Source organism: Pseudomonas sp. LBUM1672 (genome assembly GCF_059695655.1).
Genome location: NZ_CP166781.1, coordinates 5082165 through 5103105, shown reverse-complemented (window position 1 = coordinate 5103105; position 20941 = coordinate 5082165). Strand labels below are relative to the sequence as shown.

General features: G+C 59.3%; 16 protein-coding genes. 7 read left to right on the top strand and 9 right to left on the bottom strand.

Annotated elements, in window-relative coordinates:
* Positions 1-116 precede the first annotated feature (116 nt).
* The 4 genes from nosR to ACA053_RS23305 all read left to right on the top strand — a co-directional run bounded on the left by nosR (position 117) and on the right by ACA053_RS23305 (position 3299).
* A complete protein-coding gene (gene nosR / locus ACA053_RS23320; protein WP_497393809.1) occupies positions 117-1496 on the top strand; it encodes a response regulator c-di-GMP phosphodiesterase, NosR family in 1380 nt (459 codons plus the stop codon).
* Between the two features lie 186 nt (positions 1497-1682).
* Positions 1683-2117, top strand: coding sequence for an NUDIX hydrolase (locus ACA053_RS23315; protein WP_497313424.1), 435 nt, complete (start codon positions 1683-1685; stop codon positions 2115-2117).
* A gap of 25 nt (positions 2118-2142) precedes the next feature.
* Positions 2143-2781 carry a LysE family translocator gene (locus ACA053_RS23310; RefSeq protein ID WP_109634507.1) on the top strand — a complete coding sequence of 213 codons (639 nt, stop codon included), beginning with the start codon at positions 2143-2145 and terminating at the stop codon, positions 2779-2781.
* A gap of 2 nt (positions 2782-2783) precedes the next feature.
* Positions 2784-3299: a GNAT family N-acetyltransferase gene (locus tag ACA053_RS23305; RefSeq protein WP_497393807.1), complete on the top strand. Its 516-nt coding sequence runs from the start codon at positions 2784-2786 to the stop codon at positions 3297-3299.
* 142 nt (positions 3300-3441) lie between these two features.
* Here the strand turns inward: ACA053_RS23305 and metR are convergent, their stop codons facing one another.
* Positions 3442-4359 carry a transcriptional regulator MetR gene (gene metR / locus ACA053_RS23300; RefSeq protein ID WP_010457725.1) on the bottom strand — a complete coding sequence of 306 codons (918 nt, stop codon included), beginning with the start codon at positions 4357-4359 and terminating at the stop codon, positions 3442-3444.
* Positions 4360-4478: 119 nt separating this feature from the next.
* Between metR and metE the strand changes: the two genes are divergently transcribed.
* Positions 4479-6791 (top strand): 5-methyltetrahydropteroyltriglutamate--homocysteine S-methyltransferase, encoded by a 2313-nt coding sequence (gene metE, locus ACA053_RS23295; RefSeq protein ID WP_497393806.1) that lies wholly within the window; start codon positions 4479-4481, stop codon positions 6789-6791.
* 249 nt (positions 6792-7040) lie between these two features.
* Here metE and ACA053_RS23290 read toward each other — a convergent pair whose 3' ends face one another.
* Entirely contained in the window at positions 7041-10232 is a 3192-nt protein-coding gene (locus ACA053_RS23290) for a hypothetical protein (protein ID WP_497393805.1), read from the bottom strand.
* A gap of 252 nt (positions 10233-10484) precedes the next feature.
* Between ACA053_RS23290 and ACA053_RS23285 the strand changes: the two genes are divergently transcribed.
* Positions 10485-11504 carry an alpha/beta fold hydrolase gene (locus ACA053_RS23285; RefSeq protein ID WP_497393804.1) on the top strand — a complete coding sequence of 340 codons (1020 nt, stop codon included), beginning with the start codon at positions 10485-10487 and terminating at the stop codon, positions 11502-11504.
* Positions 11505-11729: 225 nt separating this feature from the next.
* Here the strand turns inward: ACA053_RS23285 and ACA053_RS23280 are convergent, their stop codons facing one another.
* Positions 11730-12089, bottom strand: coding sequence for a DUF6124 family protein (locus ACA053_RS23280; protein WP_497393803.1), 360 nt, complete (start codon positions 12087-12089; stop codon positions 11730-11732).
* A 569-nt stretch (positions 12090-12658) separates the two neighbouring features.
* Between ACA053_RS23280 and ACA053_RS23275 the strand changes: the two genes are divergently transcribed.
* Positions 12659-13327, top strand: a complete 669-nt coding sequence (locus ACA053_RS23275; RefSeq protein WP_497393802.1) for a DsbA family oxidoreductase — start codon at positions 12659-12661, stop codon at positions 13325-13327.
* Positions 13328-13379: 52 nt separating this feature from the next.
* Here the strand turns inward: ACA053_RS23275 and ACA053_RS23270 are convergent, their stop codons facing one another.
* The 6 genes from ACA053_RS23270 to ACA053_RS23245 all read right to left on the bottom strand — a co-directional run bounded on the left by ACA053_RS23270 (position 13380) and on the right by ACA053_RS23245 (position 20721).
* Complete coding sequence (locus tag ACA053_RS23270) at positions 13380-14768, bottom strand: sigma-54-dependent transcriptional regulator (RefSeq protein ID WP_497313413.1); 1389 nt, start codon at positions 14766-14768, stop codon at positions 13380-13382.
* Positions 14758-16530 (bottom strand): sensor histidine kinase, encoded by a 1773-nt coding sequence (locus ACA053_RS23265; RefSeq protein WP_497393801.1) that lies wholly within the window; start codon positions 16528-16530, stop codon positions 14758-14760. The genes ACA053_RS23270 and ACA053_RS23265 overlap by 11 nt, the downstream gene beginning before the upstream one ends.
* Positions 16527-17654, bottom strand: a complete 1128-nt coding sequence (locus tag ACA053_RS23260; RefSeq protein WP_497393800.1) for a GNAT family N-acetyltransferase — start codon at positions 17652-17654, stop codon at positions 16527-16529. Before ACA053_RS23260 ends, ACA053_RS23265 begins: the two co-directional genes overlap by 4 nt.
* Before the next feature lie 94 nt (positions 17655-17748).
* Positions 17749-18627, bottom strand: coding sequence for an alpha/beta hydrolase (locus ACA053_RS23255; RefSeq protein ID WP_497313407.1), 879 nt, complete (start codon positions 18625-18627; stop codon positions 17749-17751).
* Positions 18624-20018: an aspartate aminotransferase family protein gene (locus ACA053_RS23250; protein WP_497393799.1), complete on the bottom strand. Its 1395-nt coding sequence runs from the start codon at positions 20016-20018 to the stop codon at positions 18624-18626. Before ACA053_RS23250 ends, ACA053_RS23255 begins: the two co-directional genes overlap by 4 nt.
* Positions 20011-20721 (bottom strand): MtnX-like HAD-IB family phosphatase, encoded by a 711-nt coding sequence (locus ACA053_RS23245; protein WP_497393797.1) that lies wholly within the window; start codon positions 20719-20721, stop codon positions 20011-20013. Before ACA053_RS23245 ends, ACA053_RS23250 begins: the two co-directional genes overlap by 8 nt.
* Between the last annotated feature and the right edge of the window lie 220 nt (positions 20722-20941).

Genomic DNA, 20941 nt, shown 5'->3' with positions numbered 1-20941 from the left:
ATCATTTCCAGGGGCCTGGCTGGAAATCATCTAGCCTGTAGCTCAGGCAAGGTCAGAAACGGAATGTTCTGGCTGATGACTGACGCAACAACGCCCGTTTCGCTTGAGGTAATGCCATGGAAGAGCAACTCCCCACGACTGTCACCTGGAAACCCACGATTCTGCTGGTCGACGATGAGGAGTCGATTCTCAATAGTCTGCGCCGGCTCTTGCGCGGTCAGCCCTACGAAGTACTGCTGGCCACCAGCGGGGCTCAGGCCCTGGACATCATGGCGAAACAGCCCGTCGAACTGGTGATGAGCGATGCGCGCATGCCCAATATGGACGGCGCCACGCTGTTGGCGCACATTCACCAGCGCCATCCCGACACGCTGCGTATTTTGCTGACCGGTTATGCCGACCTGACAATGATCGTCAAAGCGATCAACGAGGGGCAGATAGACCGTTACATCAGCAAACCCTGGCACGATGAGGAGTTGCTGTTGACCTTGCGCCAATCCCTCGCCTACCAGCATTCCGAGCGCGAACGCTTACGCCTGGTGCAGGAGACGTGGGACCGCAACGAAGAATTGAAGCTGCTCAACGCGACCCTGGAAAAACACGTCGCGTCCCGCACTGCCGAGCTGCAGCAGACCGCCGACATGCTCGACCTGGCCTACGAAGAGCTCAAACACAGCTATGTCACCGGCACCGAGGTGTTTTCGCTGTTGGCCAACCTGCGTTTGCCGCCGGCCAAGCAGACGAACCGACAGATCATCGAACTGGTGCGGGTGTACTGCAAACGCCATGGCCTGGACGAGGGCAGCGCCCGCAACCTGACCATGGCCGCGGCGCTCTACAACATCGGCAAGCTGAGCTGGACCGACAGCATGATGACCGCGCCTGCGGATCTGCTGCACCACAGCGATCGGGAACGCTATCGCGGTTATCCGAAGCAGAGCGAATCGCTGCTGATGACCCTCGATCCGATGAAAGACGCCGCGCGCCTGATTCTTCATCATCAGGAGCGCTGGGATGGCACCGGTTTCCCCGACCGGCTCAAGGGCGAGGCGATTCCGCTCGGTTCGCGGTGGCTGAAACTGGCGGTGGATTTCATCGAGTTGCAACGCGGGCTGATCCTTGAACGGCAGATGAACAGCGATGAAGCCTTGGTCTATATCCGCCAGTATGCCGGTCGTCTATACGATCCTGATCTGGTCGAGGACTTCATCAAGGTTTGCGCTGCGTACTTGAGCGATGTGTCGCTGGCCGATCCGACGGTCAAGGTAATGAGCACCCGGGACCTGGCGGCCGGGATGATTCTGGCGCGCAACCTCAATGCCGATAACGGCATGCTGCTGCTCAATGCGGGCAAGGTACTGAGCGGGCCGCTGGTGGAGAAGCTGATCGCGTTCGAGGCGATGGAAGGGGCGAAATACAGTGTTTTTGTGAAAGTGCCGGAGGAAGTGGAGGCCGCAATCGTCGAAGCGCCACTGGTGGTTCAGGCTCAGCCCTGAACCCTGTGGGAGCGAGCCTGCTCGCGATGACGGACTGACTTCACCATTGATGTCGACTGAAAGATCGCTATCGCGAGCAGGCTCGCTCCCACAAGGGCTCAGCGTCCGGTCGGGATTTTTCGGGGTGACGCAGAGCCCGCACCCATGTGATCCTTTGCGCCTTTCACCCAAGGCCTCTTCAGATCCATGACCTTTTCCTCCACTACTTCCCCCCGCATCATCCACATCGCCGCCGCCCTGCTGATCGGCCCCGACGGTCGCACGCTGCTGGTCCGCAAGCGCGGCACCGAAGCCTTCATGCAGCCCGGCGGCAAGATCGAGGCCCACGAGCAACCGGTTCACGCCCTGGCCCGTGAACTGGAAGAAGAGCTCGGGCTGGTCATCGACCCTGCGCACGCCACCTACTTGGGGCCCTTTTCGGCACCGGCCGCCAATGAGCCGGGTTTTGTCGTACAGGCTGAACTCTTTCTGCTGACCATTGATTCAGACGTATCGCCTGCGGCGGAGATCGAAGAGGTGCGCTGGATCGACCCGGCCACCGACGGCCATCTCACGCTGGCGCCATTGACACGGGACCTGATCCTGCCGTTTTATCGAGCTTCGCTGACCGCCACCGTCTGATCATCCACGGACCAGGATTGCCCCCATGATCCCGCTTCAAGACTTGCTGATTTTCGCCGCTGCCGCGTTGCTGATGGTGCTGACGCCGGGGCCGAACATGATCTACCTGATCTCCCGCTCGATCTGCCAGGGGCGCAAGGCCGGCGTGACGTCGTTGCTCGGCGTGGTCGCGGGGTTTTTCGTGCACCTGTTCGCCGCCGCGGCCGGTTTGACTGCGGTGTTCCTGGCCGTGCCGTTAGCCTACGAAGTGCTGAAATGGGCCGGCGCGCTGTACTTGCTGTGGCTGGCCTGGCAAGCGGTCAAACCCGGCGCGCGTTCACCGTTTGAAGCGCAGCAGTTGCCGCCGGATTCGTCGCGCAAACTGATCACCATGGGCTTTCTCACCAGCGCCCTGAACCCGAAGATTGCGGTGTTTTACCTGTCGGTGTTTCCGCAATTCATCACCCCTGAGCATGGCTCGGTGTTCACCCAAAGCATCGTGCTCGGCCTGACCCAGATCAGCGTCAGCTTCTGCGTCAATCTGCTGATCGCGATATTCGCAGCCGGCATCGCGTCGTGGTTCGTCAACAACCCGACCTGGTTGTCGGTGCAGCGCTATTTCATGGGCTTTGTTCTGTCAGCGCTGGCGGTGCGGCTGATGCTTGAGCAACGTCGGACGGCTTGACCATGTGGATTGAACGACTGGATGCCAGCCATGCCCTGGACTATCGGGCGCTGATGCTCGAAGCCTACGACCTGCATCCGCAGGCCTTCACCTCAAGTGTGCGCGAGCGCGCGGCGATGCCGTTGAGTTGGTGGGAATCGCGCCTGACCAGCAAGCTGGATGTGCTGTTCGGGGCGTTCGAGGAGGGCAAGTTGGCGGGCATCGTCGGCCTGGCCTTCGAGCCTCGGGAAAAGGCCCGGCACAAGGCAACGCTGTTTGGCATGTACGTGTCCGGCAAGGTCCGGCAGCGCGGGTTGGGTCAGCAACTGGTGCAGGCCGCGCTGGCCGAAGCGCAGAACCATAAGGGCCTGCGATTGATCCAGCTGACCGTCACCGCTGGCAACGAGGCCGCGTTCAACCTGTACAAGCGCTGCGGCTTTGTACAGTACGGCCTCGAACCCATGGCAGTACACGTCGGCGAAGACTACTTCGACAAAATCCACATGTGGCGCGAACTCTCCTCGGACTCTGAGGAGTAACGGCTTCTGTGGCGAGGGGACTTGTCCCCGTTGGAGTGCGAAGCGCTCCCCGGCATTCTTTCAGGCAAACCTTGTTCGCAGGTTTTAGGGCCGCTTCGCAGCCCAACGGGGACAAGTCCCCTCGCCACAGGGACCGTGTCGGCTAGCGGACGGCGCTGACCCCGTCCAGTGTCGAGAACGATGTGTCCTTGGCCGTCAGCAAGAAATCGCGCATGTACGGCGCATCCAGCATGTCCGCGCGGATCCCCGCATACAGCGTCGCAAACAATCCTTTCTCGCCGAGCCGCTTGGCCTTCACGTAACCACGTGAGCTGTATTCATGCAGCGCCCAATGGGGCATGCCGCACACGCCGCGTCCGCTGGCCACCAGTTGCATCATCATCACGGTCAACTCTGAGGTGCGGACCTGGGCCGGTTCGATGTCGGCCGGTTCGAGGAAGCGGGTGAAAATGTCCAGCCGATCGCGTTCAACCGGGTAGGTGATCAGCGTTTCCGTGAGCAAATCTTCCGGAACGATGTAGGCCTTGTTCGCCAGACGGTGCTGATTGGCCACCGCGAGCATCGCTTCATAGGTGAACAACGGCACGTAAGTGATCCCCGCCAGTTCCAGCGGATCCGAGGTCACCACCAAGTCCAGATCGCCACGGGCCAGGGCCGGCAGCGGGGCGAAGGAGAAGCCCGAGGCCAGGTCCAGCTCGACTTCCGGCCAGGCGTCACGGAACTGGTCGATGGTGGGCATCAGCCACTGGAAGCAGCTGTGGCACTCGATCGCCATGTGCAAACGGCCCGCCGTGCCGCCGGCCAAGCGCGCGATATCACGCTCGGCACCGCGCAGCAGCGGCAGGGTCGCGTCAGCCAGTTGCAGCAGGCGCAGACCGGCGCTGGTGAAACGCACCGGTTTGGTCTTGCGCACGAACAGCGGCATGCCCATGCGCTCCTCCAGTTCCTTGAACTGGTGGGACAGGGCCGACTGGGTCAGGTGCAGGCGGTCGGCGGCATCGACCAGGCTGTCGGCTTCGCGCAAGGCGTGCAGGGTCTTCAGGTGACGGATTTCAAGCACCGGGGGCTCCATGAGGAAAACTTGTGATCAACACGAAAAGGTTGAGTTTGTCTCATGTTGGGTTGGCTGTCGACAATAGCGCCATGTTTTACAGCCTCTTTTACAGGAAGAAACTCACCATGGCTCTGGCACACACACTTGGTTTCCCACGCATCGGCGCAGACCGCGAACTGAAAAAAGCCCTCGAATCCTACTGGAAGGGCGACCTCGATCAGGACGCGCTGAAAAGCGTCGGCCGCCAATTGCGCGCCACCCACTGGCAGTTGCAGAAAGACGCCGGCATCGACCTGCTACCCGTCGGCGACTTCGCCTGGTACGACCAGGTGCTGACCCATTCCCTGACCTTCGGTGTGATCCCCGAACGTTTCGACAGCGCCAAGGATGCACGCGGCCTGCCGACCCTCGACACCCTGTTCGCCATGGCCCGAGGCACCACGACTGCCTGCTGCGGCGGTGAACACACCAAGGCGCAATATGCCCAGGAGCTGACCAAGTGGTTCGACACCAACTACCACTACCTGGTCCCGGAATTCACCGCTGACCAACAATTCAAACTGAGCTGGGAACAGCTGTTCGACGAAGTCGACGAAGCCAAGGCGCTGGGTCACAACGTCAAACCGGTGATCATCGGCCCGCTGACTTACCTGTGGCTGGGCAAAGCCAAAGGCAACGACTTCGACAAGCTCGACTTGCTGGAACGCCTGCTGCCAATCTACGGCGAAATCCTCGGCCGCCTCGCCGCGCAGGGCGTGGAATGGGTGCAGATCGACGAACCGATCCTGACCCTCGACCTGCCACAAGCCTGGAAAAACGCCTTCGAACGCGCTTATCACATCCTTCAATACTCGCCGCTGAAAAAACTCGTGGCGACCTACTTCAGTGGCCTCGAAGACAACCTCGGCCTGGCGGTCGGCCTGCCGGTGCAAGGCTTGCACATCGACGCGGTGCGAGCGCCGGATCAACTCGGCCAGGTGCTGGATCGCCTGCCGACCTACAAGATTCTCTCGGTCGGTTTGGTCAACGGTCGTAACGTCTGGCGCTGTGAACTGGAGCAAGTCCTCGCGCAACTGCAACCGGCGCAAGAGCGTTTTGGCGACAACCTGTGGGTCAGCAGTTCCTGCTCGCTGCTGCACAGCCCGGTGGATTTGGAGCGTGAAGACAAACTCGACCCGGAACTGAAAAGCTGGCTGGCCTTTGCCGTGCAGAAGTGCGGTGAAATCGCCGTGCTGCGCGATGCCCTCAACGACCCGCAATCGCCCAAGGTGCAAGCCGCACTTGCCGAAAGTCGTGCGATTCAGGTCAGCCGTGCCGAGTCTCCGCGTATCCACAAAGCCGAAGTGCAGGCACGGATAAACGCTATCAGTGACAAAGACAGCCAACGCCACTCGCCATTTGCCAAACGCATCGCGCAGCAACAGGCGCGCTTGAAACTGCCGCCATTCCCGACCACCACCATCGGCTCGTTCCCGCAGACCGGGTCGATCCGTCTGGCGCGCCAGGCGTTCAAGCAAGGCAAGCTGTCGGCCAACGATTACACCGACGCCATGCACAGCGAAATCCGCCATGCCGTGCAAGTCCAGGAACGCCTGGGCCTGGACGTGCTGGTGCACGGTGAAGCCGAACGCAACGACATGGTCGAATACTTCGCCGAGCAACTGGACGGCTACTTGTTCACCCGTTTCGGCTGGGTGCAGAGCTACGGTTCGCGCTGCGTCAAACCGGCGATCATCTACGGCGATCTCAGCCGTCCGAACGCCATGACGGTCGACTGGATCACCTACGCGCAAAGCCTGACCGACAAGGTCATGAAAGGCATGCTCACCGGTCCTGTGACCATGCTGATGTGGTCGTTCCCCCGCGAAGACGTCTCGCGCAAAATCCAGGCGCAGCAACTGGCGTTGGCCCTGCGTGACGAAGTGGTGGACCTGGAAGCCGCCGGCACCAAGATCGTGCAGATCGACGAAGCCGCGTTCCGCGAAGGCCTGCCGCTGCGCCGGGCACAATGGCAGGAATATCTGGACTGGGCGGTGGAAGCCTTCCGCTTGAGCGCCTCCGGCGTGCGGGATGAAACCCAGATCCACACCCACATGTGCTACAGCGAATTCAACGACGTGATCGAGTCCATCGCGGCGATGGATGCCGACGTGATCACCATAGAAACCTCGCGTTCGGACATGGAATTGCTGGAAGCTTTTGAAGCGTTCGACTACCCGAACGACATCGGCCCGGGTGTCTACGACATCCACTCGCCACGGGTGCCGGACACGGCGGAGATGGTCAAGTTGATGAGCAAAGCGGTGAAGAGCATTCCGGCGGAGCGGTTGTGGGTGAACCCGGATTGCGGGCTGAAGACCCGGGCGTGGCCGGAGACTGAGGCGGCGCTGGTGAACATGGTGGCGGCGGCGCGACGGTTGCGTAGTCAGTTGGCTTGAGCAGCAGTGGCGGCGCGGCGTCCAGATCGAAATGCTGCGGATACCTAGTTGTCCAGGCATTCATGCTGCGATGGAGTTGTTCGTAAAGATCAACGCAGTCCTGCAGGATCTGATTGCGTTGTGCCTTGGTGGCAATTATCACGTTGATCACTGAGCATTGCTCGTCAAGCACGTGACGGTGGCGGGTTGGCGGGTAAGCCCGCCTCCCGGTGACAGGTGGCGGGTTATTACCCTTGCCGTTGGCGGCTCTTAAAGATGGAGGATCTCAAAGTTGTCTCCTTCCCAGTCATTACCGAAACCGGTGTCCACATGACTGTAAATTTGCACCGTCATTGTTGAAGACGTGGCGTAAAAGTTACCCCAGATCGATGTCCAGCTATGGCTAGTGATACTAATCGGGGAGGTTATCGCGACTCCATCCACCATCAGCGAAAGAATCGGATAGGCATAACGACCGTCGAAACGAGTCAGGTATGTTGAGAAGCGATAGAGACCGTTCACTTCAAGATTGGTGAACGTTTTGTAGATGATGACCCCGGCAGATCGGTTGGAATACGTGTAGTTGTTGAGTCGCCAGTTACCCTGTTCCAGACGCAGGGTCAGGTCCTGAGGGGCTCCCGCCGGCCCTTTGACCCAGCCATTCCAGTGGTCGAACGTGGTGAGGTCATTGACGAGCCATTGCAGTAAATTGAAGCTCCATGGCGCGGAGTCCTGTCCACCATAAACCGGTCTGACAGTAATATTGTGCGTGCCAACGTTGAGCCCTGCCAGCGTTGTGTTCCAGGTTCCATTGGCAGCAACGTCAACGGTGCTTATCACCAGGGCATTGACGAGTATCTGAACCTGCTGATCGGCCGTGGCGCTGCCGCTCACTATGGCGGTTCTACTATAGGTGCCGGCACCGCGCCCGATCGGGTGACCTTTGATGTCCACGATGGACAAAATGACGGGCGTCAGTGCTTCTACGACATGGACAGTCCGGGTGGGGGAAATCAATCCGGTTCCGTAAAGTGCTTTGGCGGTGAAATGATGAGTGGCCAGACCCAGGCCGCTGACAACCAGCTTCCAGATACCGCTGGCGTCGACCTGCACCGGACCTTTCGAAACATTGCCCTGCCAGATTTCTACTTGCTGATTTTCGTTGGCGTTGCCGGTCAACGTCAGCGTTTCGGCGATAGTGCTTTTATTGTGGGCGATCTCATCGCCTTCAGGGGTGATGACTGACGTGATCAGCGGCATCTGAGCCACCAGAACGGAGAACTCCCGGGCGTCGGATCTGGGATTGTTTCCGTATTCACCTTCCAGGGCCACGGTATGCAAACCCGTACTGAGGGTTTTCAGAGCATAGGTGCAGATGCCCTTGTTGTTGGCCTTAACCGGCCCTTGCAAAAGGCCCTGGTGATAAACTTTGACGGACCGATTGGGTCTGGCGCTTCCGGTCAGCGTTACGGTTTCGTCGAAAGTTTCGTTCACGAATTCGCCCTTGCTGTCGTTCAGTTGTTCTATTTTTGGAATGATCTCGCCAATTCGGAACACCAGCGCTTGGGATGCTCTTGGCCATCCGTCCGGACTTTCCACCCAATAAAATAAATTTGCATAATGATCGAGTTGACTTTTAAACAGTTCTTCTTCCAACAAAAACAGAAAATCTCTGTTTATGTTGGCAGGGACGATATCCAGTGTTTCTTCGTAAACCAGGTCGCCCTCACCATTTTCCCAGCGGAAGAATAAAGTTTCGCGAAGTTTCAGATCTTTCAATGTCTGGATATAACCGTCGATGAACCCCGTGATTTTTTCTATCAATAGGATGTCGTCTTCCAACACCGGTCCATAGCTTGGGTGGAAGCCGGGCGGCGGGTAAAATGCCTGGATTTCACCGATATACAATCGCTCGTTGTATGAGTGGCGCTCTGTAAAGCCATCCGGTTCAGTCACCTTGTACTTGATTTCCAGCTTGGCCGTGTTGAAACGATTGATATGCTCCGGTCCATTGATGTTGAACGGTACGGGGCGGTTGACCAGGCCTTTGGTAATCTGCCGATAGGTTTCGTAGAGATGGGTCCTGCCGTTGAACTGCGTGACAAACCAATAGATCGTTACTATTTGATTGGGGAGCATGTCCAGATAAGGCTTCACTTCTACGACTGCCCTTGGAAGTGTGTGCGACACATGACCACGCCGGGCTTCGATGACCAAGGGTTTTGCCAGTAAAATGGCCTTGGCAACCAATATGAACAAGTACTGATTGGACTGTATCAATGTCTGGTCCGGTTTCTTCAGTTCATATCTGACCTTTACCGGGCCGGGTGGAATGTTCAGCAAGGTTTCGTGGGGGACTTCAAATTCCAATATCGAGGGCACTTCAAAGGGCTGCTCTTTTACGAACAGCACCCGATCACCTTCGAGGGTCGGCACACTCAGAGTAACAATGACTGCGTCATTGCGATTGAACGGCGGATCCAATGCCACTACCTGGATGATCCCGGGTTTGGAATCAAGTTTGTCCAGAAACAACCTGTCTTGGTTGTCCACACCCTTTACCGACGGCGCGCGTAGTCGGGTTTCACCCGCCTTGACAGGGAACTCTTTGAGTTCCGAAAAATCGCTGGAATCGTTTTGCAGTACGTCTTGTATCCAGTACCTGATTTTTGCCAGATAGGTATCTCCCGTCTCGCGGATCTTCTCACCTGGTATCAGAATTTCAATGAATTCTCCGGGTTGCACTACCGTCTGGACGGTATGGCGCACGATAGCCGTCCCCCATAAAAGCTGAATCACGTCGCCTTCGGTCATGAACAAGTAATAGGGAACAAAGACCGGAACGCCTGATTTGATCCAGGGTTGCGTAACCGCCCCCTCTTTTTCCAGTTGTTCTGGAAGTTTGGGGGCCAATAAGGCTTGATGGCCGGGCTTGTCGAGGTCTGGATCCTTACCGCCCGGAAGATCGATCTTGATTCGTGCCGTCAGGATTAATGACTCTTCGGATTCGTTACCGCTTTTGCGTTTTACAAAATATTTGATCTGTATATTGTCATCTGGTGAAAACTGAAGTGCCTGTTTGAAGTAAATAGCTTTAATGTAAGTCTCTATATCGTCGTCGTCACTAAGACCCTCAGGGACTTCAAGCGTTTGCACTTCATCGATACCCGAGAAGTGGATACTGATGATGTCCCCGACCATCCGGTTTGGATAATGAAGAATTTTCGTCAATGCCCCCTTGGGATCGTCATAAACCGTCTTGTAGTTGATACCAATGTCGGCCGAGTTATTAGAGGGGACTGAAAAAGGGAACCTTACCGCCCATAGCACCAGGACGCCGAGTACACCCCCTGAGGTTGATTGAGAAGGGCGCGCATCCATCTGACCCTCGAATGTCCGCAGGTCGTCGTATTTCCAATGATCGAAGGACGAGTCTGGCCTATTTACGATGTCACTGGTCATGGGAACCTCCGGGGTAGTCATCGTTGCCACCGATGTCGTGGGGTAAATGGATTTCTGATTGAATTCTTCAGCGTCGGAAATTACTACTGTCAAAACTGACAGGTAGAGGCTGTTTTCCGACTAGCGGTTGGTGCTACGAGAGGCATGACCGCTCGGCAATCTTCATCAAACTGTCACGTAACTGTGGCAGCGCGCTTGATCAAACTTCATCAGACTCGCGCTCTACTGGGGTTCTGCGTTTCGGTGTTTTTCATGCGTGCATTCATTTTTCTGGCCTTGCTGTTGTTTGGCCTGCCGTCCTTGGCGGCGTCTCGTTGCGATGTCAACGTTCCAACCGAACATGCCGATCTGGCGCAGGTGAGCCTGGCGTACCAGAGCATCGGCCGTGCGTCCGACCCGGCGTTGCTGCTGGTGATGGGCCTGGGCGGGCAGTTGATTCACTGGCCGGATGAGGTGGTGGTCGCGCTGTGTCAGCAAGGTTTTCGGGTGATTCGTTATGACAACCGCGACGTCGGTCTCTCAACTTGGCGGCAGACGCCCGTCGACGCCAACCTGACCTTTGAAGTGCTGCGCTACAAACTCGGGTTGCCGGTGTCGGCGCCGTACACCCTGACCGACATGGCGGACGATGCCTTTGGCCTGATGGATGCGCTGAAGGTTGAGCAATTCCACGTCTTGGGCGCGAGCATGGGCGGGATGATTGCCCAGCACATGGCGGCGATGGCGCCGCAGCGGGTCGAGAGTCTGACGCTGATCATGACCAGTTCCGGGGCTGAGGGCTTGCCGGCGCCGAGTGCGGCGTTGGTGCAGTTGTTGTCGCGGCGGAGCGCGCCGAATCGCGAAGTGGCGCTGGAGCAACAGGCGGATTTACTGGCGGCGTTGGGCAGCCCGACTGTCAGTGATGATCGGCAGGCGTTGCTGCATCAGGCGGCGCTGTCTTATGACCGGGCGTTCAACCCGGAAGGTGTGAAGCGCCAGATCATGGCGATCCTCGCCGAGCGCAGTCGCGTGGCGCTGCTTAACCAGTTGCGCGTACCGACGCTGGTGGTCCACGGCACGGCCGATCCGTTGTTGCCGGTGATGCATGGCGTGCATTTGGCGGCGCATATCCGTGGCAGTCAGTTGAAGCTGATTCCGGGACTGGCGCATCGGTTCCAGGAAGCGTTCAAGGCGCCGTTGCTGGCGGCGGTGTTGCCGTATTTGCAGGCTCACCGTGAAGACACTTCGCATTGGGCACAGATCGATCCGGTGCCAAGCCCGAATCTCTTGTAATCCCCAAATCCAACCTGTGAAACAAAATCCTGTGGTGAGGCAATGCTGTTCACTTAAGACAATCTCCAGTCGAGCAGGAACCTGTGGCGAGGGGATTTATCCCCGTTCGGCTGCGAAGCAGTCGTAAATCCAGACAACTCGGTCTGTCTGAACGGACGCGGGGGCGGCTTCGCCACCCAACGGGGATAAATCCCCTCACCACAAAGGCTCCCTTGCCTCAGTTGGTTATGTGGGTGGAACAAGGTTATCCAGCATTCGGTTTACCGCCAGTTCACCCAGCATGACGGACTGCTGAATGCCCAGCACGGTGTTGCGCTGCGGGCCTTCCAGCAACCCGGCGAAATCACTCAGCATCACACTCGCCGAGGCCAGGGATTCGCAGGCGTTGGCCAGCAGGGTTTCGTGATCGATGTCGGGGGCGATGGTGTAAATGGTGCTCGGCCGGCGTGGGATGTCTTTGGGGATGACCGGTTTGAGGTAGAAATCGAGGGCGCGGTCGGCGGCTTCGTTGAGTTTTTTGGAGTCTGGGGTTTCGTAGGGGGAAACGTCGTCGGTTTCTGGTGGATTCGGTGTGATCTTGAACATTGGTGGTGTCCCTCGATTGAGGCCACGACCTTTTCGCTACTACACGAAAGGGTGGCGGCTGTACGCAAGTTAGTAGACCGGCCACCCACCAAAACCGGCGCGCCCGAGGGCGCCATGCGCACAGCCACCATCAAGTGCAGGCGAATGCCTGACTAGATGACACTTATGCGGTCGGTAGGAAAAGCCGGGCTACTAAACCCGATCACTGGGAATCAGTGACACGAACCAAGTTACCGACGGGCCTCCAGGCGCACAAGCCGGCGGATTCTGACGTGGTTGTAGGCGACGGCGCAAGGCGCTGTAGCTTTCAGGAAGTAACCTTAAACAGAACTAAACACACTCCCCAAAACACCCCAAAACCCTGTGGGAGCGGGCTTGCCCGCGATGGCGGCGTGTCAGTCGCCATCTACTTTTCTGATACACCGCCATCGCGGGCAAGCCCGCTCCCACAGGGATAGTGGAATGACTGCTACCTCTGTTCCACAGGGATCAGGAGAAGGGCTGCCACCTCGGTCTTTCAGGTGTATCGTTCAAACTTTCCGGCGCGACCCAAGCCTGCGAGGTGAATGATGAGTACCCCTTTGAAAATCGATTTCGTCAGCGACGTGTCCTGCCCGTGGTGCGTGGTCGGCCTGTATGGGCTGACCCGGGCGCTGGAAGTGCTGCGCGATGAGGTCCAGGCCGAGATCCGTTTTCAGCCGTTCGAACTGAACCCGAAGATGGGGCCGGAAGGGCAGAACATCACCGAACACATCACTGAAAAGTACGGCTCGACCCCGGAGCAATCCCAAAAGAACCGCGAGATGATCCGCGCCCGTGGCGCCGAGGTCGGGTTTGCGTTTCGCACCGATGGCAACAGCCGCATCTACAACACCTTTGATGCGCATCGGTTGCTGTTTTGGGCGGGGCTGGAAGGGTTGCAGTTCAATCTGAAGGAAGCGCTGTTCAAGGCGTATTTCACTGATGGCGGCAATCCATCTGATCACGGTCAGTTGGCGCAGATGGCAGAAAGCGTGGGGCTGAATCGACAGCGGGCGGAGGCGATTCTGGCGTCCGATGAGTTTGCCAAAGAGGTGCTCGAAGAAGAGCAGTTATGGCTGTCGCGCGGGGTGAGTTCGGTGCCGACGGTGGTGTTTAACGGGCAGTATGCGGTGAGTGGTGGGCAGCCGGTTGAGACGTTTGTCGGGGCGATCCGGCAGATCATGAGCGAATCAAAGGGCGGCACCGTCAACAACTGACCGCCACTGACACCACCCCCTACAGGGAATGGTGTGGGGGCGTGGGCTGGGTTTAACGGACGATTTTGTCGACGTGGATGCCCAGTTTCTTCAAGCGATACCAGAAGCTGCGCTCGGAGATCCCGATCAACTGCGCCGCCGCGGCCTGCACGCCATTGCTCTGTGCCAGCGCGGCCAGAATGTAAGCCTTCTCGACCTCCGCCAACGCCGCTTCCAGATCCGCCGGCACGCTGCCTTCGGTGACCAGCGCACCGCTGCTACTGGAACTTGAAGCAAACAAATACGCCGGCAAATCTTCCTCTTCAATCACCGCACCCGACGCCACAATCGTCGCGCGCTCCACGCAGTTCTGCAGCTCGCGAATATTCCCCGGCCACGAATAATTGGCCATCGCCTGCAAGGCTTCCGGGCTGAATCCGGTAAAGCGCTTGCCCGCTGTGGCGCCGAGGGTGTGTGCGAAGTGCCGGGCCAGCGGCGCGATGTCTTCCACCCGTTCGCGCAGGGCCGGCAGCGGAATCGGGAACACGTTGAGGCGGTAGTAAAGGTCCTCGCGAAATTCTTTGTTGGCCACCGCGTCCAGCAGGTTCTTGTTGGTCGCGGCAATCACCCGCACATCGACCTTGCGCTCGCGTGGATCGCCCACCGGCTCGATCACCCGTTCCTGCAAGGCCCGGAGGATTTTCGCCTGCAGGGCCAGCGGCATTTCACCGATTTCATCGAGGAACAGCGTGCCCTTGTCGGCCTGCATGAAGCGCCCGACGCGATCCGCCACGGCGCCGGTAAACGCGCCTTTGCGGTGACCAAACATTTCGCTTTCCAGCAGGCCTTCGGGGATCGCCGCGCAGTTCACCGCCACAAACGGTTTGTCCGCGCGGTTGCCGTGTTTGTGGATCGCCCGAGCGACCATTTCCTTGCCGGTGCCGCTTTCGCCGGTCAGCAGAATCGTCGCGTTGCTTTCGCGCACGGAATCGATCGCGTGCAGCACCCGACGGAAACTCGGGCTGTCGCCGATCAGGTTGTCGATCTGCTGGTGCTCATCAAGCTCGGCGCGCATGCGCTGGTTGTCTTTGAGGATGTCGCGAAATTGCAGGGCCTTGCTGACGGTGATGTCCAGTTCGTCGATGTCGAACGGCTTGGCGATGTAGTCGAAGGCGCCGTTGCGCATCGACTGCACGGCGTTTTTCACGGTGCTGTAGGCGGTCATCACGATGACGGGTAGCTGCGGAAAGCGCGTTTTGATTTCCGCCAGCAGTTGCGGGCCGTCCATGCCGGGCATGCGCCAGTCGCTGATCACCAGGTCGATGTCCTCGCACTCCAGCACCTTGAGCGCGTGCAGGCCGTTGCCGGCGGTGAACACCTGAATGCCGTTCTGACCCAGGGCCGATGCCAGCAAATCGCAGAGTTTGGGCTCGTCGTCGACCACCAGTACGTTATGTGTCATCGCTGCCCTCTTCGAAGTCTTCACCGTTGGCCGGAATGTACAGCGTGAAGGTGGTCCCGGCATCTTTTTCACTGACGCATTCGATGCGTCCGTCATGACTTTCCATGATCGAGAAGACCTTGGCCAGACCCAGCCCGGTGCCCGAGGCCTTGGTGGTGACGAACGGCGTGAAGATCCGTTCGAGCATGTCCGGTTCGATGCCCTGGCCGGTGTCGCAGACGCTGATCACCGTGAAGTGCTCGTCGCTGCTGATGCCGACCGTGAGCCGACCGCCGTCGGGCATGGCGTCGATGGCGTTGACGATCAGGTTCAGGCCGGCCTGCTTGAGTTGCCGCGCATCAGCGTGAAGGGTCGCGCCGGGGGCCTGATCGTCGATCCGCACATCGATGTTGTGGCTGGCCAGTTCCGGGGCGCAGAAGCCGATCAATTCATCCACCAACGGCCGCGCTGCCTGGGTCGAACGCATCGGTGCGCTGGGCTTGGCGAAGTCGAGGAAATCGGTGATCAGGTCGTTGATGCGGCTGACTTCACTGACCACGTATTCCAGATGACGCTTGTCGGTCTCGGGCAAATCGGCGCGCCGGTGCAGCAATTGCGTGGCGGTTTTGATGATGCCCAATGGGTTGCGGATTTCATGGGCCAGGCCCATGGCGACTTCGCCCAGTGCATGCAAGCGGTCGCGGCGACGCAGTTGTGATTCCAGGTGCTGCAACTCGGCGAGGCGTTCGCTCATGTGGTTGAACGTGCTGCTCAGTTCCGCCAGTTCATCGCCGCCCGTGACCGCCAGGCGCTGGCGATAATCTCCGGCAATCACCGCTTGCACGCCTTTGGACAAGCCGCGCAAGGGCTTGGTCAGGCGTTGCGAGACAATCCAGCCGACCGCCAGGGACGCTGCCGAGCTGAGCAGGAAAATCAGGATGAACAGGTTACTCTGGTTCACCAGCCCGACCAGGCTGGTGTGGCGCAGCAGCCCGCTGAAAATCACGCCTTGCAGCTCGCCGCTTTCGTTGAGGATCGGCCGGTAAATGCCGCTGTAGCGATTGGTGAATTGTTCGATCGGCTGTTTGGTGTTGCGCAGAATCTGCTCGATTTTCTCCGGTACGGCCGCCGGGTGATCTTCGAAGCGCTGGGTGGAAAAGATCTCCGAGAAGTCATCGGCCTTGGCCAGGTACAGCCGCAGGTCGAGGGAATGCACATCGGCGACGCTGGTGAGGAAACTGCTGTCCAGGTAGGTGGCGATGACCAGTTTGTAATCGACGCCGTCCTGATCGGTCTCAAAGGTCGACACAACGGTGCCGGTAGGGACGCCGCCGACATGCAGCGTTTGCAACACCGCTTTGGGCTCGGTGCTGATCTGCCGGACGACGTCATCGGCGGCGGTGCTGAATACCACTTTGTGATCGCTGTTGCGCACCAGCGCCACGACGTCGATGCCCATGGAATCGGCGATGTCGGTGGTCAACTTGTCGTGTTTGCTCGACAGGCGATCGGTGGGCGGGCGGGTGTAGCGCAGGAACAACTGCGCGGCCCGGGCGTTATCCCGCAGGATCTCGCTGATCTCGTCTTCGACGATCTTGGTCGATTCCTGCAGCCAGATCCGCACGTTGCTGTCGAAAATCTGCGACAGGGTGGTGGCCGCCAGTTCCGCGGCGATCATGGTCGGGATCACGCTGACCAGCCAGAACGCCAGCACCAGTTTGCGCTGCAGGCTCCAGCCGGAGAGGGCGAAAGGTCGGGCGGTGGCGCGTGGGTCTTTGATCATTGTGCTTCGCTTATCGCAGCAGCCATGGCGGAATCGGAACGGTCCGGTCGAATGAACATTTTCACCACGCGCAACAAACTGTCGAGCACTCGGTTGCGGTGGCGGAAAAACACGGTGTTGCCGGTGAACGAGCAACCCAGGCGCAGCTTACTGGCATAGCCGGCCTGACCGCACGCGTAGATCGGGATGCCGTGTTCAATACAGTAGTCGACATTGGCCAGCCAGCTGCGCACGTACAGGTTGTGATCGCGGGTTTTTGCCAGGTCGTGGGCGAAGAATTTGTCGACCAGGCGTTGCTCGTCGAGCAGCACCAGGTTGAACGCTACCAGCTCTTCGCCGACCCAGTAGAGCACGCACGCGGCGCGCTCATCGAGGTGTTCGAGGACCTGGCGGAAGTAGGCCGGCGGCAGGCGTTCGAAGGTCAGGTCGCTGCGTGAAAGAGTGGCTTCGTACAGCGCCATCATTCGCGGGAGCAGGTCTTCGACTGAGCGCCGCCATTCGATGCGCGGACCGTGCCCGCGCAACGTGCGGCGCAGGTCTTTGCGAGTGGATTTGCCAAGCGTGCCGAGGTACGCGTCCACCGAGCCAAAACGGATCGGCAGTTCAGCGCTGGGCAGGCCGGGCATGCTTTGCAGACCGGCTGCCTGGCACACCTGCAACCACTGCGGATCCCGGTGGGACGCGTCCTTGACCGCCAGCAGACCGATGCCGGCCTGATCGGCGTCGTTGCGCGCCAGGATTAACAATTGCTCAAGCAAGGCCGGACGCCGGGCGGGGTCGATCTGGCGTGTGGTCCCGACATGGCATTGCTCGGCCACCGGCGAACCGACGGCGTACAGGTGCACGTCCAACAGCCCCGGCCACCAGCGGCGCAACTGTTCGGTGACGCGTTTGCCCGAACCTTGAACCGTGGTGTCCAGCGAATAGGCGGTGGTGAACGCCACCGCCGCCGCGACCAACACCTCGTCTTCGTACAGCGCTAGATAACGCCACTGGAAATCCGCAATGCCCGCCTGTTCAACGGCCCGGTAATAATCCCAGTCCTCCAGTTCATCGGGGAAACAGTCATTCCAGGCACTGCGGTCGATGGCTTCGATGGTTGAAAAGGCAAGGGCAGTGATCACATCGGTTCCTTAAAATTTACCCACATGGCAGCCATAACCCGATCCTTGTAGCAGCTGGCGAAGCCTGCGTTCGGCTGCTGCTACAGGTGTGCGCTCAAGCAAGTTGCCGGTAGTCCTGGCGGATGGGTTGCGGGGCGGTGACTTGTTGCATGAACCGGTGCTGGATGAAGTCTGCGCTCAGCTCCACCACGCGACGGTATTGCAGGTCGACGGTGATCATGTGGTAGCAGTCGTCGAGGAGAATTTTCACCACCGGGCCGCCGAGTTTGCGTTCCACATAGTCGGCGTTCCAGCGGCTGGTGATGTCGTCTTCCCGTGAGTGCAACACCAGCGCCTGGGTGGTGATCTGTGGCATGCGCTTTTTCACCGCAGCCACCAATCGATGCAGTTCCCGGACACTCACCCCGGACATGGTCAGCAGCCCGGCGTTGCTGCTTTCACCGGCCTTCATCTGCCGCTCGACGATGGCGCGCAAGCGTTCGTCCTTGATGCCGAATGGCGACTTTTCGTTGAAGCGGCACAGGTGCACGCCATACGGAATTGCCATCAGCAACGGCGTGAGCACCGCGACTTTGGGCATGTTCCAGCCGTCGTAGCGCAGGGTGGTCGAATACAGCAGCAAGCCCTCGATCTGCCCCGGATGCTCGGCGGCCAGGTACATCGCCAGCACCGCACCCATCGACAAGCCACCGACGAACACATGCTGGTGTTTGCGCCGAACCCCGATGAAGGTGTTACGCGCGCTCTCGTACCAGTCGCGCCACCCGGTGGCTTGCAGGTCGGCGTTGTCGCCGCAGTGGCCGGCCAGGGTCGGCACGTAGACCGTGCAACCGGCCTTGGCCAGGCCCATCGCGACCCGGCGCAGTTCGGTCGGCGTGCCGGTGAGGCCGTGGATCAACAACACCGCGACCTCGCCGTTGCCGAGAACGAAACCGGCGCTGCCTTCGCCCATGTCGATCTTTTCGGTGTTCATCGTTTCATGGCTCGATCAAGTAGACGGTCGAGCAACGCGATGCCGAGGTCGATTTCCGGATAGCTGATTTCCAGCGACGGCGCGAGGGTGATCACGTTCTTGTAGTAACCGCCCACATCGAGGATCAGGCCCAGGCGTTTGCCGTCGATTTCGATGTCGCCTTTCATGCCTTCTTCGACCATGAAATCGAGGGTGGCCTTGTCCGGCGTGAAACCGTCCGGACCGCAGATTTCACAACGCAGGGCCAGGCCCAGACCGTCGACATCGCCGATGATCGGGTAGCGTTTCTGCAAGTCTTTCAGGCCTTCGAGGAAGTAATTACCCTTGTTCATGACCATCGCACCGTAGTCGACTTCGCTGGTCATCTTGAACATTTCCAGGCCCACCGCCGTGCCCAACGGGTTGGAGGCGAAGGTCGAGTGAGTGGAGCCTGGCGGGAAGATTTTCGGGTTGATCAATTCTTCCTTGGCCCAGATCCCACCCAGCGGGTTGAGGCCGTTGGTCAGCGCTTTACCGAAGACGATGACGTCCGGTTTGACGTCGAAGTGCTCGATCGACCACAGCTTGCCGGTGCGGTAGAAGCCCATCTGGATTTCGTCGACCACCATCAAGATGCCGTGCTGGTCCAGCACATGCTTGAGTTCGCTGTAGAAGTTCATCGGCGGAATCACGTAGCCGCCGGTGCCCTGGATCGGCTCGACGTAGAAGGCGGCGTATTCGCTCTGGCCGACTTTCGGGTCCCAGACGCCGTTGTATTCGGTCTCGAACAACCGGGCGAATTGCTGCACGCAATGGCTGCCGTACTCTTCCTTGGTCATGCCTTTGGGGCCGCGGAAGTGGTACGGGAACGGGATGAAATTGGCGCGTTCGCCGAAGTGGCCGTAGCGGCGGCGATAGCGGTAGCTGGAGGTGATCGACGAGGCACCGAGGGTGCGGCCGTGGTAACCGCCCTCGAAGGCGAACATCAGGCTTTTGCCGTTGGTGGCGTTACGCACGACTTTCAGCGAGTCCTCGATGGACTGCGAACCGCCGACGTTGAAGTGCACGCGACCGTCGAGGCCGAATTTTTTCTTGGCATCGACCGCGATCATTTCCGAGAGCTCGATCTTGCCTTTGTGCAGGTACTGGCTGGCGATCTGCGGCAGGGTGTCGATCTGCTGTTTCAGCGCGTTGTTCAGGCGCGGGTTGGCGTAACCGAAGTTGACCGCCGAGTACCACATTTGCAGGTCGAGGTAGGCCTGGTCTTCGGTGTCCCAGACGTAGGAGCCTTCGCAGCGGCTAAAGATGCGCGGCGGGTCGATGTAGTGAACGGTGTCGCCGTAGGAGCAGTACTTGGCTTCTTTATCCAGAAGGATTTGGTCTTCAGGCGTAGCGATTCGAATGTCAGACATGGTGGAAGAGTTCCTGTGTTTCTAGGTTGAAAGAGGTGGCGTTGGCGGCGTTGGCCCTGTCGTTGGTATGGCGCAGCAGAGCGAGCAACGCAGGGAGTTCGGCGAAGCTGTCGAAGCGCGCATAGGCGATGCCGTTACGCTCGCAGTGTTCGGCCAGGCGATCCTTGGCGAACACGAAATCGGCGGTGGCGGCCACGCACATGTCGGACTGGCCGTCGCCGATCACCAGCACGCGTTTGGTGCTGGGGGTGGATTTGCATTTGCAGTTGCCGGAGGCGGCGCGGCAGGCGTCGCTGGCATGCGGAAAGTCGATGCGCCAGCTCTGGTGGTCGAGTTGCCGCAAGCGGTTGGCGAGGATCGGCAAGAGGCTGACGTAGTGGCGCGCCAGGATCCGTGCGATGCCTTGCTCGATGCCGTCGCTGACCACTTCAAGGGAAGCGCCGAGGCCGATCACGTGGTCGACGAAGTCGGGGAAGTCCGGGTCGATCTCGATGGTGTCGAAGAACCCGAGCAGTTCGGTGGACGTCGCCTTGACCAGCGCGAGCTGGCGGCTGAGGCATTCACGGGAACCGATGTCGCCCGCCAGCCACTCGTTTTCGATCGCTTCCCAGCTCGGGTCGGCGAACCGTTGGAGGATGCTGTCGATCACGTCGGTGCGGGTGATGGTCCCGTCGAAATCACACACGATATGCCAGTCAATCATCTGTTGTACCTATCTTGGCAGGAGGCGCTGTTTGCGCTTGCCAAGGGGGTAGAGCAGGGACTGTGCCAACCGGGTTTGGCCCAGCGGGGCTGGGGTTAATACGGGTGTGGATGCCGGTGAAGCTACAATTTTTGTAGGTCGCTACAAACAACATGAGTGCTTGCGCGAGAGGTGCGATTCGGGGATTGATGCGCGCACATCCAGTTCAAGGAATGGCCTC

Bases quoted from the DNA above. Each gene is read 5' to 3' on its own strand.
- nosR (WP_497393809.1), top strand. From the start codon at position 117: ATGGAAGAGCAACTCCCCACGACTGTCACCTGGAAACCCACGATTCTG.
- ACA053_RS23315 (WP_497313424.1), top strand. From the start codon at position 1,683: ATGACCTTTTCCTCCACTACTTCCCCCCGCATCATCCACATCGCCGCC.
- ACA053_RS23310 (WP_109634507.1), top strand. From the start codon at position 2,143: ATGATCCCGCTTCAAGACTTGCTGATTTTCGCCGCTGCCGCGTTGCTG.
- ACA053_RS23305 (WP_497393807.1), top strand. From the start codon at position 2,784: ATGTGGATTGAACGACTGGATGCCAGCCATGCCCTGGACTATCGGGCG.
- metE (WP_497393806.1), top strand. From the start codon at position 4,479: ATGGCTCTGGCACACACACTTGGTTTCCCACGCATCGGCGCAGACCGC.
- ACA053_RS23290 (WP_497393805.1), bottom strand. From the start codon at position 10,232: ATGACCAGTGACATCGTAAATAGGCCAGACTCGTCCTTCGATCATTGG.
- ACA053_RS23285 (WP_497393804.1), top strand. From the start codon at position 10,485: ATGCGTGCATTCATTTTTCTGGCCTTGCTGTTGTTTGGCCTGCCGTCC.
- ACA053_RS23280 (WP_497393803.1), bottom strand. From the start codon at position 12,089: ATGTTCAAGATCACACCGAATCCACCAGAAACCGACGACGTTTCCCCC.
- ACA053_RS23275 (WP_497393802.1), top strand. From the start codon at position 12,659: ATGAGTACCCCTTTGAAAATCGATTTCGTCAGCGACGTGTCCTGCCCG.
- ACA053_RS23270 (WP_497313413.1), bottom strand. From the start codon at position 14,768: ATGACACATAACGTACTGGTGGTCGACGACGAGCCCAAACTCTGCGAT.
- ACA053_RS23265 (WP_497393801.1), bottom strand. From the start codon at position 16,530: ATGATCAAAGACCCACGCGCCACCGCCCGACCTTTCGCCCTCTCCGGC.
- ACA053_RS23255 (WP_497313407.1), bottom strand. From the start codon at position 18,627: ATGAACACCGAAAAGATCGACATGGGCGAAGGCAGCGCCGGTTTCGTT.
- ACA053_RS23250 (WP_497393799.1), bottom strand. From the start codon at position 20,018: ATGTCTGACATTCGAATCGCTACGCCTGAAGACCAAATCCTTCTGGAT.
- ACA053_RS23245 (WP_497393797.1), bottom strand. From the start codon at position 20,721: ATGATTGACTGGCATATCGTGTGTGATTTCGACGGGACCATCACCCGC.